The 13,661-nt window shown below is 66.7% G+C and carries 16 protein-coding genes; 3 read left to right on the top strand and 13 right to left on the bottom strand.

Translation table 11 applies throughout. The features are described 5' to 3' along the window. Positions 1-15: 15 nt before the first annotated feature. Both ACQCSX_RS05775 and nrdF read left to right on the top strand, forming a co-directional pair. A complete protein-coding gene (locus tag ACQCSX_RS05775) occupies positions 16-810 on the top strand; it encodes an NUMOD3 domain-containing DNA-binding protein (protein WP_427018107.1) in 795 nt (264 codons plus the stop codon). Continuing rightward, complete coding sequence (nrdF, locus tag ACQCSX_RS05770) at positions 810-1,784, top strand: class 1b ribonucleoside-diphosphate reductase subunit beta (protein WP_427018106.1); 975 nt, start codon at positions 810-812, stop codon at positions 1,782-1,784. The genes ACQCSX_RS05775 and nrdF overlap by 1 nt, the downstream gene beginning before the upstream one ends. Positions 1,785-1,868: 84 nt before the next feature. On the opposite strand, the gene ACQCSX_RS05765 is transcribed toward nrdF, so the two are convergent. The 5 genes from ACQCSX_RS05765 to ACQCSX_RS05745 form a co-directional block, all read right to left on the bottom strand. Further along, positions 1,869-2,738 carry a DUF1206 domain-containing protein gene (locus tag ACQCSX_RS05765; RefSeq protein WP_427018105.1) on the bottom strand — a complete coding sequence of 290 codons (870 nt, stop codon included), beginning with the start codon at positions 2,736-2,738 and terminating at the stop codon, positions 1,869-1,871. Continuing rightward, the gene (locus ACQCSX_RS05760) at positions 2,699-2,920 is read right to left on the bottom strand and encodes a hypothetical protein (protein ID WP_427018104.1); all 222 of its coding nucleotides are present in this window, start codon (positions 2,918-2,920) and stop codon (positions 2,699-2,701) included. The genes ACQCSX_RS05765 and ACQCSX_RS05760 overlap by 40 nt, the downstream gene beginning before the upstream one ends. Before the next feature lie 70 nt (positions 2,921-2,990). Next, positions 2,991-3,746, bottom strand: a complete 756-nt coding sequence (locus ACQCSX_RS05755; protein WP_427018103.1) for an ABC transporter ATP-binding protein — start codon at positions 3,744-3,746, stop codon at positions 2,991-2,993. Next, on the bottom strand, positions 3,739-4,815 hold the full coding sequence (locus ACQCSX_RS05750) for a FecCD family ABC transporter permease (protein ID WP_427018102.1): 1,077 nt from the start codon (positions 4,813-4,815) through the stop codon (positions 3,739-3,741). Before ACQCSX_RS05750 ends, ACQCSX_RS05755 begins: the two co-directional genes overlap by 8 nt. Beyond that, positions 4,805-5,929, bottom strand: a complete 1,125-nt coding sequence (locus ACQCSX_RS05745; protein WP_427018101.1) for an ABC transporter substrate-binding protein — start codon at positions 5,927-5,929, stop codon at positions 4,805-4,807. The genes ACQCSX_RS05750 and ACQCSX_RS05745 overlap by 11 nt, the downstream gene beginning before the upstream one ends. A gap of 209 nt (positions 5,930-6,138) precedes the next feature. On the opposite strand from ACQCSX_RS05745, the gene ACQCSX_RS05740 reads away from it, so the two are divergent. After that, positions 6,139-6,915, top strand: a complete 777-nt coding sequence (locus tag ACQCSX_RS05740) for a DUF6390 family protein (RefSeq protein WP_427018100.1) — start codon at positions 6,139-6,141, stop codon at positions 6,913-6,915. Here the strand turns inward: ACQCSX_RS05740 and ACQCSX_RS05735 are convergent. From ACQCSX_RS05735 to ACQCSX_RS05700, 8 genes are read right to left on the bottom strand one after another with little or no spacing between them, the layout of a single operon-like run. After that, entirely contained in the window at positions 6,912-7,130 is a 219-nt protein-coding gene (locus ACQCSX_RS05735; protein ID WP_427018099.1) for a HypC/HybG/HupF family hydrogenase formation chaperone, read from the bottom strand. The genes ACQCSX_RS05740 and ACQCSX_RS05735 overlap by 4 nt on opposite strands. 23 nt (positions 7,131-7,153) lie before the next feature. Further along, a complete protein-coding gene (locus ACQCSX_RS05730; protein WP_427018098.1) occupies positions 7,154-7,846 on the bottom strand; it encodes a hydrogenase maturation protease in 693 nt (230 codons plus the stop codon). Beyond that, positions 7,843-7,962 (bottom strand): DUF6893 family small protein, encoded by a 120-nt coding sequence (locus ACQCSX_RS05725; RefSeq protein ID WP_427018097.1) that lies wholly within the window; start codon positions 7,960-7,962, stop codon positions 7,843-7,845. Before ACQCSX_RS05725 ends, ACQCSX_RS05730 begins: the two co-directional genes overlap by 4 nt. After that, positions 7,959-9,419 carry a hypothetical protein gene (locus tag ACQCSX_RS05720; protein ID WP_427018096.1) on the bottom strand — a complete coding sequence of 487 codons (1,461 nt, stop codon included), beginning with the start codon at positions 9,417-9,419 and terminating at the stop codon, positions 7,959-7,961. The genes ACQCSX_RS05725 and ACQCSX_RS05720 overlap by 4 nt, the downstream gene beginning before the upstream one ends. Further along, positions 9,416-10,057 carry a DUF6084 family protein gene (locus tag ACQCSX_RS05715; RefSeq protein WP_427018095.1) on the bottom strand — a complete coding sequence of 214 codons (642 nt, stop codon included), beginning with the start codon at positions 10,055-10,057 and terminating at the stop codon, positions 9,416-9,418. Before ACQCSX_RS05715 ends, ACQCSX_RS05720 begins: the two co-directional genes overlap by 4 nt. Next, on the bottom strand, positions 10,044-10,820 hold the full coding sequence (locus ACQCSX_RS05710) for a DUF5947 family protein (RefSeq protein ID WP_427018094.1): 777 nt from the start codon (positions 10,818-10,820) through the stop codon (positions 10,044-10,046). The genes ACQCSX_RS05715 and ACQCSX_RS05710 overlap by 14 nt, the downstream gene beginning before the upstream one ends. Further along, positions 10,820-11,824: a NifU family protein gene (locus ACQCSX_RS05705; RefSeq protein ID WP_427018093.1), complete on the bottom strand. Its 1,005-nt coding sequence runs from the start codon at positions 11,822-11,824 to the stop codon at positions 10,820-10,822. The genes ACQCSX_RS05710 and ACQCSX_RS05705 overlap by 1 nt, the downstream gene beginning before the upstream one ends. 6 nt (positions 11,825-11,830) lie before the next feature. Continuing rightward, positions 11,831-13,624: a nickel-dependent hydrogenase large subunit gene (locus ACQCSX_RS05700; RefSeq protein ID WP_427018092.1), complete on the bottom strand. Its 1,794-nt coding sequence runs from the start codon at positions 13,622-13,624 to the stop codon at positions 11,831-11,833. Between the last annotated feature and the right edge of the window lie 37 nt (positions 13,625-13,661).

Raw genomic sequence — 13,661 nt, 5'->3', positions numbered from 1 at the left:
GGTGCATAGCTAGCCATGGACCTGTTTGGGACCGAAGGCGCGACAGGGATCGTCTACGGTATTCGCCTGAGAACGTCAGGCGAATACCGGTATGTCGGTATTACGACCAAGACCCTGTCGCGCCGGTTCCACCAGCACCAGCGCAATGCCAGGGAAGGGCGCAAGACGCCGCTCTATGATTGGATGCGCAAGCACCTCGAGGGCGATGTCGTCGCCGAGGTGCTTGATGTGTTGGACGAGTTGCCGGATCTGGGCCAGGCGGAGATCGAATGGATTGCGTATCTGCGCAGCCAGGGTGATGATCTGCTGAACATCTCCGACGGCGGACTCGGACCGACGGGCGTGGTGTGGACGGCGGAGCAGCGTGAAGCAGCCAGAATCCGCTCTACCGGTCGCAAAGGTTTGAGCCGCCCAGGCGCCGAGAATCCTTTCCACGGCAAGAATCACAGCCTGGTGCAACGGGAAAAATGGTCCAGAGACAGGAAAGGCAGCCACTCTGGCGAAGACAACCCGAACTTCGGCAAGTTTGGTCCAGAACATCCTGGATTCGGCCACGTGATGTCCGAGGAGTCAAAGCAGGCGCTCTCCGAGATGCGCAAGGGAGCCAGCAATCCGAACTTTGGCAAGACGGTCTCTCCGGAAACGAGGGCCAAACTCTCGGCAGCGATGAAAGGCATCCCCCGGCCGTCGAGCCAGCGGAATGCGCACACGCGACACCACACAAATAAAGGCATAATGAATCCGGGCTGTAAGCACTGCGTAGAAGATGCAGCGAAGCTCAGCCGCCCCTCAGAAAGTGAAGAAGAGTGATGACGCCTAAGGTCAAACTGATGAGCCATGTTGAGGCCATCAACTGGAACCGCATCCAGGACGAGAAGGACGTAGAAGTCTGGAACCGCCTGGTCAACAACTTCTGGCTGCCTGAGAAGGTGCCGCTGTCCAACGACGTCCAGTCGTGGGCCACGCTGACCCCTGAAGAGCAGCAGCTGACCATGCGCGTATTCACTGGCCTGACCCTGCTGGACACCATCCAGGGCACCGTGGGCGCCGTCTCGCTGATCCCGGACGCGATCACCCCCCATGAGGAGGCCGTGTACACGAACATCTCCTTCATGGAGTCCGTGCACGCCAAGAGCTACTCCTCGATCTTCTCCACCCTCTGCTCCACCAAGGAGATCGACGAGGCGTTCCGCTGGTCCACCGAGAACGAGAACCTGCAGCGCAAAGCTCAGATCGTCATGGACTACTACGCCGGCGATGACCCCCTCAAGCGCAAGATTGCCTCCACGCTGCTGGAGTCCTTCCTGTTCTACTCGGGCTTCTACCTGCCGATGTACTGGTCCTCCCGGGCCAAGCTGACAAACACGGCCGACCTGATCCGCCTGATCATCCGCGACGAGGCCGTGCACGGCTACTACATCGGCTACAAGTTCCAGCGCGGTCTGGAAAAGGTTTCCGAGGAGCGCCGCCAGGAACTGAAGGACTACACGTTCGAGCTGCTCTTCGAGCTGTACGAGAACGAGGTCCAGTACACCCACGATCTCTACGACTCCGTGGGCCTGGCCGAGGACGTCAAGAAGTTCCTGCACTACAACGCCAACAAGGCGCTGATGAACCTGGGCTACGAGGCCATGTTCCCGTCCTCCGTGACGGACGTGAACCCGGCCATCCTGTCCGCGCTCAGCCCCAACGCCGATGAGAACCACGACTTCTTCTCCGGCTCCGGTTCCTCCTACGTGATCGGCAAGGCCGTGAACACCGAGGACGACGACTGGGACTTCTAGTCCAACTGTTTCAAAACGCCCGGCCCCACCCCTTTTCAAGGGGAGGGGCCGGGCGTTTTTGCGTCCACGTGCCGCAGTGCTCCGCTACATCCGCGCGTACCGGGACTTGGCCGCCAGATACAGTCCATAGACGACCAGCCCGGCACCGACCAGCGCTAGCAGGTAGACGCCGTAGGGCTGCTCGCGCAGGGCCTTCAAGCCGCCGTCGAGGCCCGTGGATTCCTGCGGCCGAGCATGTGCCGTGGCGATGATGACCAACACACCCGTCAGCACCAGCACGATGCCCTTGGCGATGTAGCCGATGACGCCGAGCACCGTGACGGTGGAGCGGGCCGCTGGCGAGGACGGCAACACCAGCATCTTGGTGAAGGATGCCATGCACCCACGCACCGCGAAGACAATGCCGGTGATGGCCACGGCGGCTCCGATGGCATACAGCAGCAGTGACCCCAGGGGCGCGCTCAGAAGCGTCGTGGTCCAGTCCTTGGTGGACTCGCCGCTGTTCTTGCCCTGGCCCACAGCGAAGGTGGCAAACGTCAGGGCAATGACGGCAAAAACCGCCCCCTGTCCGGCCGCGGACAACTTCATGCCCAGCTTCTTCCGGGCAGGGAGGCCGCGGTAGCTGAAGAGGGCCTCGCTGAACTGCCACAGCGCCAACGCCACGCAGGCGGCGAACGCCGTCCAGAGCAGCAGCGTCCCCAGTGGCTGGGCCGCAAGTTGCGCGACCGCGCCACCCTGGTCCGCTTCGCCAGCCTTGCCGAAAGCCAGCCGGATGGCCACAATCCCGACCAGCACGTGCAGCAGCCCGCTGACCGCGAAACCGGCCCTGGCCGCAACAACAAAGGCCCGGGAGTTCGATGCATCCTCGACCGTGTTCGCTGCGTCCTTCAGCTCTTTCTTGATGGCTTGATCCTTTACCCGGCCTTGTCCACCGGCCAGTAGACGTGGATCCATCGCTGGCCCTCGCCGTCCCACGACTCTGAGTGTCCGAGCAGGGCTATGTCATCGAAGGAGGCGTCAATGCCGTGGTTTTGCAAAATGCCGTGGAGTTCTTCCGTGGCCGCCCGTACCGCGGAGGCTATCGCTTCCGGGGAATCGGCGGTGATCCGGCCCGAGGCTGAATATGTTGCGCCCATATCCGCCATTCTTCACCTCCGCAGCCGCCGGGGGAACCGCCACAGCCGTGGAACTCTGCCCGCTGGTGTTTCAGCTGCTGTCTGTGGGCTGGTCGAAGCGGGTAACGACGGCGCGGCGGGCCGTTCCGCCGTCGTCGTAAGAAATCGTGTTGACGCCCACGCCGTACAGCGCCGAGAGGGCCGCATCCGTCAGCAGCGTGTCCGTCCGCCCCGTTTGAACGCTGCCACGCCCCATCAGCACCACCGAATCCGCAAGGTACAGGGCGTGGTCGGGATGGTGGGTGCTCAGCAGCAGCGCCATGCCGTCCTGCATCAAGTCACGCAACAGCGCCATGATGCGGACCTGGTTCTTCAGATCGAGGCCGGTGGAGGGCTCGTCCAGCACCAGGATGGGGGACTCGGCGGCAATGGCACGGGCGATGAGCACCAGCTGTTGTTCACCGCCGCTGAGCGTGGGAAACGGCCGGTCCGCCAGGGCACCGATGCCGACCCGTTCCATGGCGGACATCGCGGCCAGCCGGTCGGCGGCGCCGGGGGAGCGGAATACGCGGATCTGCCGGGCCCGGCCCATGAGCACCATATCCAGCGCGTGGTAGGCGAACGCGCTGCCGTGCGCCTGTGGCACGTAGCCCACGGTGTCCGCCCGGTGGACTGACCCCTCGACAGGGTCCAGGAGACCTGCGACGCAGCGGATCAGGGTGGTTTTGCCACTGCCGTTGGGTCCGAGGACAGCCGTCGCCGAACCCGCGGCAACCCGGAAACTCACGTTCCGGAATACCCACTCGGGCCCGCCATAGCCAAAGCCAACGCCTGCGAGCTCAAGCACTGTCCCAGATCCTGTCCCGGTTGTGCCGGAGCAGGGCGAAGAATACGGGTGCGCCGATCAGGGCGGTGAGCACGCCCAGCGGGATTTCACCGGCCGTCACGGTGCGGGCAATGGTGTCGACGGCGATGAGGTAGGCGCCGCCCAGCAGGAAGGACACCGGCAGCAGCACCCGGTGGTCCGGCCCCACCCACATGCGGGCCAGATGGGGGATCACCAGCCCCACCCAGCTGATGACGCCACTGACAGCCACCGCCCCTGCCACGATCAGTGCGACCGAGACCAGCACCACCCAGCGCAGGGTGCGCGGGCGCAGACCCAGCGCGGCGGCGTCTTCATCACCGAGCGAAAGGACGTTGATGCGCCAGCGCAGTGCCAGCAGGATGCCGGTGCCGGCAAGGATGGGCACGACGGCGATCAGGACCTTTGCGTAGCTGGCGGCGGCCACGCTGCCCAGCAGCCAGAAGACGATGGCCGGCAGGGTGGTGAACGGGTCGGCGATGTAGGTGGTCAGCGAGACGAGCGCGGAGAAGAAGGATCCGACCACCACGCCGCCCAGGACGATCATCAGCATGGGTGCGCCGCCGCGCCCCGACGCAATGAGAAAGAGCAGGCACAGGGCCGCCAGGCCGAACACAAAGGATCCACCGACCAGTGCGAGGGAACCGGCGCCGAGCAGCAGGGCCAGCGCGCCGCCAAAGGATGCACCTGCTGAGACACCGATGATTTCCGGACTCACCAGCGGATTCCTGAAGATGGCCTGGAGCGCGGCCCCGCCGACGGCGAGCCCGCCGCCGACCAGCAGGGCAAGGATGATCCGGGGCAGCCGCACCAGAACCACCACACTGTCCTCGGCGCTGGGAACCGGGGTTCCCAGCGGCACCACGTGGGACGCCAGCGCCTGGACGACATGCCAGAACGGGACGTAATACCGGCCCAGGGCCAGCGACACCAGCACCACGGCCAACAGCAGGGCGGCGGTGCCGGCGATCGGACGGAGCACTCCGGGGTACGGCCGCTGGGCCGGCCGTTTCAGTCTGGGCGCCTGGCGTTCCCCGACCTCATGCGCCATGGAACTGCTGGTAGTTTGCGGATCCACCGTTGGCATCCAGCCACAGCATGGTGTCGATCTCTGCGGGGGTTGGTGTGCGCCCGTAGAGGAACCCGTAGTACTCCGGAATTGTCGCTCGCAAGCTGGATGACGGCACCGGGAAACTGATGTCCAAGAGCCACTGCCACATGAGGGGGGACTCCTGCCCGGGGGGATCCCACCGGTAGCCGCCCAGCGGGACCTTGTAGACCCGTTTGTTCCGCGCTGCCGACGTGCTCGCCAGCACCGGGTCAGAGTAGACGTCCTTGGGCAGGGCATTGTCGAAATTGCCCAGCAGGATCACTTCGGGGTCCCAGCTGAGCACCTGCTCCACGTCAACCCCGACCATGCCTTTGCCGGCGACGCCGTGGGGGCCCGTGGCTGGATTGCTGCCGCCCACCAGCTTGATGTAGAAATCGTTGTAGCTGCCGGTGCCGGCGACCTTCAGCCCGCCGGTGAACCGGTTGATATACAGGATGCTGGAGCCGGCCGCACGGGTGGCAGCCAGGGCCTGGATTGCCTTCAGTTTCCCGTCGCTGCGCGCCTTCATTTGCACGGCACGGTCCGGCTTGCCCAGCATGGTGGCGAAGAGGGCGGCCCATGCGTCCACGTCCTGCTGCTGGCCGGTATTGGTCAGTCCAATGACTTTCAAGCCCGCGTTCTCCAATGGTTCCGTGAGCCGGGAATCACTCCACTGCACCACAACGTCCGGGTTCAGCGCCCGGATGCTCTCCACATTGGGTGTGAAGTCATCGGTGGCAATGTCGTGGGGGATCTCCAGCACCGCCGGAAACATTTGGCCCATGGTGCCGTCGCGCATGGCGACCCAGGAGGCGTTGTGCATGGCGGCCAAGTGGTCGGCCCCTTGGTCAACGGCCACCAGCAGAGATGCGCTGGGCATGGGAATGGTCACCACGCGGATGACCGGTTTGTCGAACGTGAGGGTCTTGCCCCGCTGGTCCGTCAGGGTGATGGGCCCGCCGGTTGCCGGTGGGGATCCGGCGTTTGGCGGCCCGCATGCGGCAAGCGCTGCCGCTCCGCCGCCGGCGAGGATCATGGAGAGCACGGCGCGCCGGTTTACAGCGGGACTAGCCATCGGCTGGGCTCCTTCGTTGCCAAAGACTGGCGGACCACTCAATTCTTCGATTGGTCACAGCTTCTGCCCGAATCCCAGCACTGTCAATGACTTGCGGGAGGGCCGCCGCCACGGCCGGAAGGTCTGCCCGGCGATGCTCCGCGCATTCCTTGTGGCAACCACGCCACGGTGCTAGCGTCGACATATCCTTTGCGGAACGAGGCCGGACCATGGTTATCGACGGTGCCCAACTCTTTGTTCGCTACGCCTATCCACCCAACGCCAGAGGCAGTTGCGGGCCGGAGGACAGCGATGCCCTGTTCCAGTACGGCCAGACGGGGGTCACCGATCCCGGATTGCGCGAGCTGGCCAAGGGATTTGCGGGCGCCTGGCCATACCTTGAACTGATTGCCGGCGCCACGGGCATCCCCGATCCGCTCGACTACCGGGTGGTGGAGGCCTATTGGGTGGGCAGCCCGCTGCTGGACGCGGTGGGTACAAACAACATCGGGAACTCAATGGAGGACCGCTTCCGCGCCCGGACCGGGATGCAATTCCCGCACCTGGTCGAGGGGGTGCTGGCCGGTGGCGTACCGCACCACAGCTTCCATGTCTTCGAGGTCTACCCGTGGCTGGGCCTGCTGCGGGACGACAGACGGTTTGCCACAGCGCTGCACGTCCTGGACCAGTGCCGCATCAGGTGGGGGGAGGTGGTGGCCATCGCGGGCGATGAGGCAGTGGTCCGTTCCCGCCCCCTGGCGTGGGACGGAGTGGCCCTGCACCTGGCCGATCCCATTCTGGAGACGGCAAAATTTGCTGTCGCCGGAGCCGGCTTTGTCTCAGGCCTTGCCGTTGGCGACGCCGTATCGCTGCATTGGGACTGGATCTGCGACAAGCTCACTGCCGGGCAGCTGCACAGGCTCAGGCACTTCACGGAAAGGCACCTGAAGATCGCCAACACCGGGGTGGAGCATAGGGGGGCGGCCATCGCGCTGGAACGCGGCTAGGCGCCGTCGTTGTCCTCCCCGGAGCCCATCATCTTCAGGCCGCTCATGGCCCGCTGGGCCCCGGCGGAGTCCACCCGCTCCAGTGCGAAGCCCATGTGGATCAGGACCCAGCTGCCCGGTTCCAGCGGCCCCTCGTCCAGGAGCCCGATGTTGATTTTCCGTTCCACGCCGGCAACGTCCACCAGAGCCAGCTGATTGCCGTAGCCATCGAGCATCCGGACCACCTGGCCGGGTATTCCTAGACACATGGTTCGTCCCTTCGTGCCCCGGGGCCATGTTCCGCCACCAGGGCCATGATCGTCTCGATGGCTTCGGGTACCGCTCCCGCGACGGCCGCCGACAGGCCGATCCCCTCGGCGGTTGTCTCGGGGACGCAGCCCACGACAAACGTCAGGGGAAGTTCTCCGCCGAGGGTTTGGAGCCTGGCCAACACGGTCAGCGGGTCCATCCCGTGCGGATCCAGGGGCGGGAGACCGCCGCCGGTGCTGCCGCCGGAAAGGTCCTGGGCGGAGACCTGGAAGACGCGGACATCCCCGGGCCTGTTCCCCGTCCCGGAGCTCGTCGTGTCCAAGGGTGCGGCCGGGACGGCATCCACCAGGATCAGCGCATCGACGCCCGCCAGCAGGTCGTAAGCCAAATGGATCCCGCGGATGCCATAGTCCACCACCCGGACACCCCGGCGGCCGAGATCCCCATCGGCTCCGGGTTCCGCGCCGCCCCCGGCACCGGTGCCGGCGACACCGGTGCCGACGGCGATCCGGCGGGCCACCTCCGGCCCGAACCCGTCGTCGCCGAGGAAGATGTTGCCCACCCCCGCCACCAAAATGCGGGCAGGCGCGGACACCGGACCGGGCGCGGGGCCGCGGCCGGCCGGCTGCCGCGGGCGGGTGGTGCCGACGGCCATCGGGGTGCCGGGGTGGGTGCCGCTCACATCCGGCTGATCCTCAGGTAGCGGGCAATGTCCGGGATGGAGCGCAACGCAACCACCACCCCGGCCAGGGCCACCACCAGCAGCCCCACCGCGGATATTTTGCCAAGTGTCCTCATTGTGGGCCTTTCCTTCCGTCGTCTGCGGCCGGCAGTGGATCGAGGGGCTCCAGTTCCTCCGGGGAGAAGTACAGGTACCGGCCGTACCATTCCTGGAGTTCCGCCGCGGGGTCGGCTTCTATGACGACGGCGACATGGGTGCTGCCGTCGACGTCAAAGTGGACGCCCGTGACGCGGGCCGGCTGCCCGGCGGAGAACAGATCCTGGGCATCCGCCCGCCTGCTCGGCATGACAACCACCCGGCTGCCCCGTGCCACCGGCACCCCCTTGATCACCACGACGTCGGACTCCGGCCGGACGGACGAATCCGCGGCCGGATCCCACCAGGGTGTTCCCGCCGGCGGTTCCTCCGCCAGCACCTCAAAGGGCGGGGCGGTGGCCTGGCTGCCGAGGTCCTCGCCGGCATGCGGGTTGCGCAGGATGCCGTGCAGGGCCTGGAGCTCGGTCTCGGTCATGGCCTCGCAGCGGTCGATGATCTCGGCGGCACGCGGATCGGTGGCACGGGCTTCGGCCTTTTCCTCCTCGGTCAGCGTGAGCACCCGCAGCGTGAGGATCTCGTCGATTTCGGTGGAATCGTAGAGGGCCACCGAACTTTCCGGGGCCACCGCGGGGTGGTCGTAGAGAATGATGGGGGAGATGAGCAGGACGTCGCTTTGGCCGGGCGGTCCGGCGAGGACGGGCCAGCCACGGTGCTGGGTGCATGCCTGGGCAGCAGCCCGGGCCCCATCCGGGGGATCCAGCAGCGAGATGAAGTCACCGTCGACAAGGCTGAGCAGCACGTGCGTGCCGATGAACGATTGGGCGATGGCATCGTGCTTGTCCCGCGTCTGCCCGGCGGCCGTGTTGTCCACGGCCACACGCAGCCGCAGCAGGGGTGCATCCCCGGCGCCCGCCGCCCCCGCTTGATCCGCCCCCGTGTAATCAGTGCCCGCGCTGTCCATGGTGAGCGTGACCGTGGCCCGCAATGCCCTGCGCCGGCGCACCAGCCGCCCCACGGCGGATCCCGAGGGGTCACGAAGCAGCTCGGCATCCTCCCCGTCGGGGATCTCGACGGCCACCGATGGCCCCTCCCGGAGCTGGGCCAAGCTGAACGGGCCCAGCGGCACCTCATGCTCGATCGCTTCATCCCAGGTCAGCCAGCGGGCGGAGCCAGCGGACAGCTCGGGCACGGGGATGAACCCCGTCGCGTCCGCCCGCTCCACGGTGCGCGTCTGCAATTGCAGGAAACGCAGGTGGACCGCCACTTCGGCCAGCGGACCGGCACGCAACAGGGCATCGGCGAACAGGCCGGATTCCTCGCCGGCCCCGGACTCCGCGGCCCCCGGCGGGCCAAGAATGCCGAACTGCCAGCGGGCCTGGTTCTTCTGCGACGACGCCCGGTAGGGGTAGAGCAGGTAGCCCTCGTAGAGCACGGCGTCGGCAATGGCCCGTGCCAGGCTCAGGCTTGGACTCCTCATTGCGCCGGGTCACCAGCTCCGGCGAGCAGGCCTTCGATGGCCGCTTCCCAGGAGGTCAGCCCGAGCGCCGATTTGTAGTGTGCCAGGGCGGCCAGAACATCCTTGTCCACCCGGATCCAGCCGGAGTGCGGGAAGTGCTGCTCCATGAGCCCCGTCCAGGTTGCCACCGGCAGCTGGAAGGAGGCTTCACGGTCCCACGGCACCTGTTCGACGCCAAAGCCGGCCAGGCCCTGGGTGAAGACGGTGCCGGAGAAGAGGAATTCCACCGGGATGCTGCGCTCGCGGAGTGCATGCAGGTATTTGGCGGCCGCGACGTCAAAGTCATAGGTGCAGGGGAGCGGGAGGTCGGCCTCGGTCTCGCCGGTGAAGCCCTGGACCAGGGTGGAGCACTGCATCCACAGGAAGGGCTTCAGCGTGGACGGCCAACGGAGCCGGGCGCCAAAGAGGTCCAGCAGCCCCTCCTCTTCCGCCGGCGTGTAGCCACGGCGCTGCGGCTGGATCCGGACCTGGCAGCGCAGGGCCATCGCGTGGATGACGGCACCCGTCGACTCGGTGACGCGGAGCCGGGCCGTGAGCTGCGGGGCCGCGGCAAAGGGCTCCGCAATGATGTCCAGAACGCTGAACTCAAGCTGGGCCATCGCTGCCCCCCTCCACCGGCCGGGCCCCGGGGGAGACCATCGCGGGAGCAGGCTTGCTGCTGCGGACCACGTGGTCAAAGAAACCGGACAATGCCTCCCTGGCGTCCTGGCCGCCGTCAAACCCCCGCCACACCTTGCGCAGCCGGCCCACCAGCTCGTAGCAGGCGTCGATGGGCACCAGATGGCAATCCGCACCCAACCGCTCGGGGCCCGGCGCGCGGATCAGGAGGGCCTCCGTGTCCGGGGCCGCGATGGAGACGGCAGGATTGGCGGCCAGCACCGCGTCCCAGGCACCCAAGGGAAGCTCGGACTCCGTCGCCCCGGCAGGGCCCGGATAGAACGCCACAGTGCGCCCCATCCCGGTGTTGAAGAAAAAGAAGGCCAAGCCAATCGGGATCTCCAGCTCGTCCCATTGGCCGGCGCCCAGCTCAAAGCCAGGGAAGGAGACATACCGTTCGGGTACGGACCGGTAACGCAGAGTCGCCCCCGAGTCCGTGAACAGCAGGTAGCACGGGCGGCAGGTGCACAGGAGCGCGCGGCTTTCCGTGTCCACCACATGCTGGTGCTTCTCGGCCAGGGGTTCGGCACACATCTCACAGCGCTCGCCGGCAGCCGCAGCGGGGCGGCTGCCCGCGATGCGCCGAAGCAGGGCCAGCGGCGGCGATCCCGTGGCGCCGGTGCCGCCGTCCGCACCGTTCTGGAGGGGAGTGCCGGCGGCCCATGGCGCCATGGTGCCGGCATTGCGCTCCTGGCCGATGGACATCACATGTGCCCGGCGGTGGCGGGAATGGCCACGGAGGTCACGCCGCCGCGCACCAGCAGCGGCAGCGGCTCCAGATGCTGGGCCTTGTCCTCGAGGCAGGCACCGGCCTTCCGGACATCAAAGTGGCCGCGGCAGGTGGGGCAGCGCAGCAGGGCCCCGCCGGTAGGGGACGCCAGGGCACGCTGCAGCGAGGCGCCGGTCAAGGACTTGGTGCAGCGCGGACAGTAGTCCCGGTAGGCGAAAATGTCTTCGCCGAGGCGGCAGGCAAGCACGGCTGTGCCGGCGATCAGGAAGCCCGCCACTTCGCCGTCCGCCAGCCCGCCCAGCTCCGCCGCAGGCTCCCACTGGCCGCCAACGGCGCCGGCGAAGGACTCCGCGGCCTGTTGGTCCAGCCGCATCCGCAGCGCATTGATCGGAATGACGGCGCCGCCGGCGCCGGCCGGCTCTTCCTCGGCCACCTCAATGGCTGTGACTTCGGGCGCCGCGGTTTCGATGGCGTCTTCCACGGCCAATTTCAACGTGACCGACGACGACGGGCAGCCATGGCAGCTGCCCAGCAGCCGCAGCCGCACCACGCCGTCGTCGCTGATCCCCAACAGCTCGACATCGCCGCCGTGCGAACCCAGGTACGGCCGCACGCTGTCCAGGGCGGCGGCAACCCGGGTGGCCACATCGTGGGGATGCAGGCCGTTGACCAGCAGCAGGCCGGAGACCAATTCATCGGACAGCAAGGCGTCCAGGGTGCCGCCGTCGAGCAGCCCCCGGGCGGAGAGCAGGTCCAGGATGCGCTCCAGCCCCGCGCCGTACAGATCCGTCACCTGGCGCACCAGCTCCTCGGCCCGGTCCCGGGCCACGGCCCCGCCGGAGGACAGGCCGTCCAGGAGGGTACCGATCCGCTCGCCGGCCACCCGGAGCTGGTCACCGCCGGACCGGGCAGCCCCGGGTCCGGCTGCGGTGGCCGCAGCCGGGACACTGGAACCGGCCTGGCCGGTGTGCGCGATCATGGCCGGCTACTCGCCGGTGAGCGACTGCGTCGGGGAGTGCAGGACGTCCAGGCTCTTGCCGTCACCTAGGTACATGTGCACGCCGCAGGGCAGGCACGGATCGAAACTGCGCACCGTGCGCATGATGTCGATGCCCTTGAAATGCTCCCGGTCGTTCTCCTCAAAGATGGGCTGGCCCTGGACGGCGTCCTCGTAGGGTCCCGGCGTGCCGGAGGCGTCGCGCGGGCTGGCGTTCCATGGGGTGGGCGGGTAGGGGTGGTAGTTCGCAATCTTGCCGTCGCGGATCACCATGTGGTGCGACAGGACGCCGCGGACGGCCTCGGTGAATCCGCAGCTCACGGCCTCATCCGGGACCTCGAACGACTCCCAGGTCTTGGTCCGCCCGGCGCGGATTTCCTCCAGCGCCTTCTCCGCGAAGTGCAGGGCCGCGGCCGCGGCGTACGCCTGGAAGTAGGTCCGGGCGCGGTTGCGTTCCAGCGTGTTGCTCCACTGCGGAATCTTCCATTCCATCGACACCGGGCCCTTGAGCGCGGTCTTGGGAAGGTTGATCTCCACGCTGTGTCCGGTGGACTTGATGTAGCCGATGTCCACCAACCCCGCCAGCGCCGTGGACCACAGCCGGGCCAGGGGCCCGCCCCCGGTGTCCAGTGCCAGATTGTCCTGGCCGTCATTCCAGCGCGGCGACATCACCCAGCTGTACTTGTCGTCGAGGTCCCGCCGCTGCGGCTTGGGGTTGGTGTGCTGGTTCCAGGGGTGGCGCCGGTCCACGGGATTTCCCAGCGGGTCGTGCGTGACGAACATTTCCTGGTCGCCCCAGTCCTCGTAGTAGGAGGAGCCGAGCATGATCCGGATGCCGAGGTTGATCCGCACCAGGTCCGTGGTTACCAGTTTCCCATCGACGACGACGCCGGGGGTGACGAACATTTTCCGTCCCCACTCCGTCATGTCCTTGTACGCAAAGTTGCAGAAATCCGGATCCTGGAACGAGCCCCAGCATCCGAGCAGGGTGCGCCGCAGGCCCACCTGCTCGTACCCCGGCAGTGCGTCGTAGAAGAAGTCGAAGAGGTCATCATGCATCGGCACGACCTTCTTCATGAACTCGACATAGCGCATCAACCGGGTGATGTAGTCGGTCATGAGCTGGATGGTGGCCACCGTGCCCACGCCGCCGGGGTAGAGCGTGGAGGGGTGCACGTGGCGCCCCTCCATCAGGCAGAACATTTCACGGGTGAGCCTGCTGACCTGCAGAGCTTCGCGGTAGAACTCCCCGGTGAAAGGGTTGAGTGAGCGCATGATGTCCGCGATGGTCCGGTAGCCGTGGTCGCCCTCATGCGGGGCGCGGGTGTTCTCCGCCTTGGCCAGGACCCCGGGGTTGGTCTCCGCGACCATCCTTTCGCAGTAGTCCACACCCACCAGATTCTCTTGGAAGATGTTGTGGTCAAACATGTACTCGGCGGCCTCGCCCAAATTCACGATCCACTCGCCAAGGTGCGGCGGCTTGACCCCGTAGGCCATGTTCTGGGCATAACAGGAGCACGTGGCGTGGTTGTCGCCGCAGATTCCGCAGATCCGGCTGGTGATGAAGTGGGCGTCCCGGGGGTCCTTCCCGCGCATGAAGATGGAATAGCCGCGGAAAATCGACGACGTGCTGTGGCATTCCACCACTTCACGGTTGGCGAAGTCGATTTTGGTGTAGATGCCGAGGCTGCCCACGATCCTGGTGATGGGATCCCACGCCATCTCCACCAGCTCGTTGCCGTTGGCGCCGCCTTGGTTGTGTGATGGAATCGTCGAGGTCATTGCCTCGCCTCTCTTCTTGTGGCGATTGCCGGGTCGG

The organism is Pseudarthrobacter sp. P1 (genome assembly GCF_050156935.1).
Taxonomy (GTDB): Bacteria; Actinomycetota; Actinomycetes; order Actinomycetales; family Micrococcaceae; genus Specibacter.
The sequence above is the reverse complement of the archived record's forward strand: the minus strand, read 5'-3'. Positions and strand labels throughout refer to the sequence as shown.

Excerpts from the sequence above, each read along its gene's own strand:
- ACQCSX_RS05700 (WP_427018092.1), bottom strand. The coding sequence starts at position 13,624 with ATGACCTCGACGATTCCATCACACAACCAAGGCGGCGCCAACGGCAAC.
- ACQCSX_RS05715 (WP_427018095.1), bottom strand. The coding sequence starts at position 10,057 with ATGGCCCAGCTTGAGTTCAGCGTTCTGGACATCATTGCGGAGCCCTTT.
- ACQCSX_RS05705 (WP_427018093.1), bottom strand. The coding sequence starts at position 11,824 with ATGATCGCGCACACCGGCCAGGCCGGTTCCAGTGTCCCGGCTGCGGCC.
- ACQCSX_RS05710 (WP_427018094.1), bottom strand. The coding sequence starts at position 10,820 with ATGTCCATCGGCCAGGAGCGCAATGCCGGCACCATGGCGCCATGGGCC.
- ACQCSX_RS05750 (WP_427018102.1), bottom strand. The coding sequence starts at position 4,815 with ATGGCGCATGAGGTCGGGGAACGCCAGGCGCCCAGACTGAAACGGCCG.
- ACQCSX_RS05760 (WP_427018104.1), bottom strand. The coding sequence starts at position 2,920 with ATGGGCGCAACATATTCAGCCTCGGGCCGGATCACCGCCGATTCCCCG.
- ACQCSX_RS05720 (WP_427018096.1), bottom strand. The coding sequence starts at position 9,419 with ATGAGGAGTCCAAGCCTGAGCCTGGCACGGGCCATTGCCGACGCCGTG.
- ACQCSX_RS05725 (WP_427018097.1), bottom strand. The coding sequence starts at position 7,962 with ATGAGGACACTTGGCAAAATATCCGCGGTGGGGCTGCTGGTGGTGGCC.
- nrdF (WP_427018106.1), top strand. The coding sequence starts at position 810 with ATGACGCCTAAGGTCAAACTGATGAGCCATGTTGAGGCCATCAACTGG.
- ACQCSX_RS05765 (WP_427018105.1), bottom strand. The coding sequence starts at position 2,738 with ATGGATCCACGTCTACTGGCCGGTGGACAAGGCCGGGTAAAGGATCAA.
- ACQCSX_RS05735 (WP_427018099.1), bottom strand. The coding sequence starts at position 7,130 with ATGCTCGATGGCTACGGCAATCAGCTGGCTCTGGTGGACGTTGCCGGC.
- ACQCSX_RS05775 (WP_427018107.1), top strand. The coding sequence starts at position 16 with ATGGACCTGTTTGGGACCGAAGGCGCGACAGGGATCGTCTACGGTATT.
- ACQCSX_RS05745 (WP_427018101.1), bottom strand. The coding sequence starts at position 5,929 with ATGGCTAGTCCCGCTGTAAACCGGCGCGCCGTGCTCTCCATGATCCTC.
- ACQCSX_RS05740 (WP_427018100.1), top strand. The coding sequence starts at position 6,139 with ATGGTTATCGACGGTGCCCAACTCTTTGTTCGCTACGCCTATCCACCC.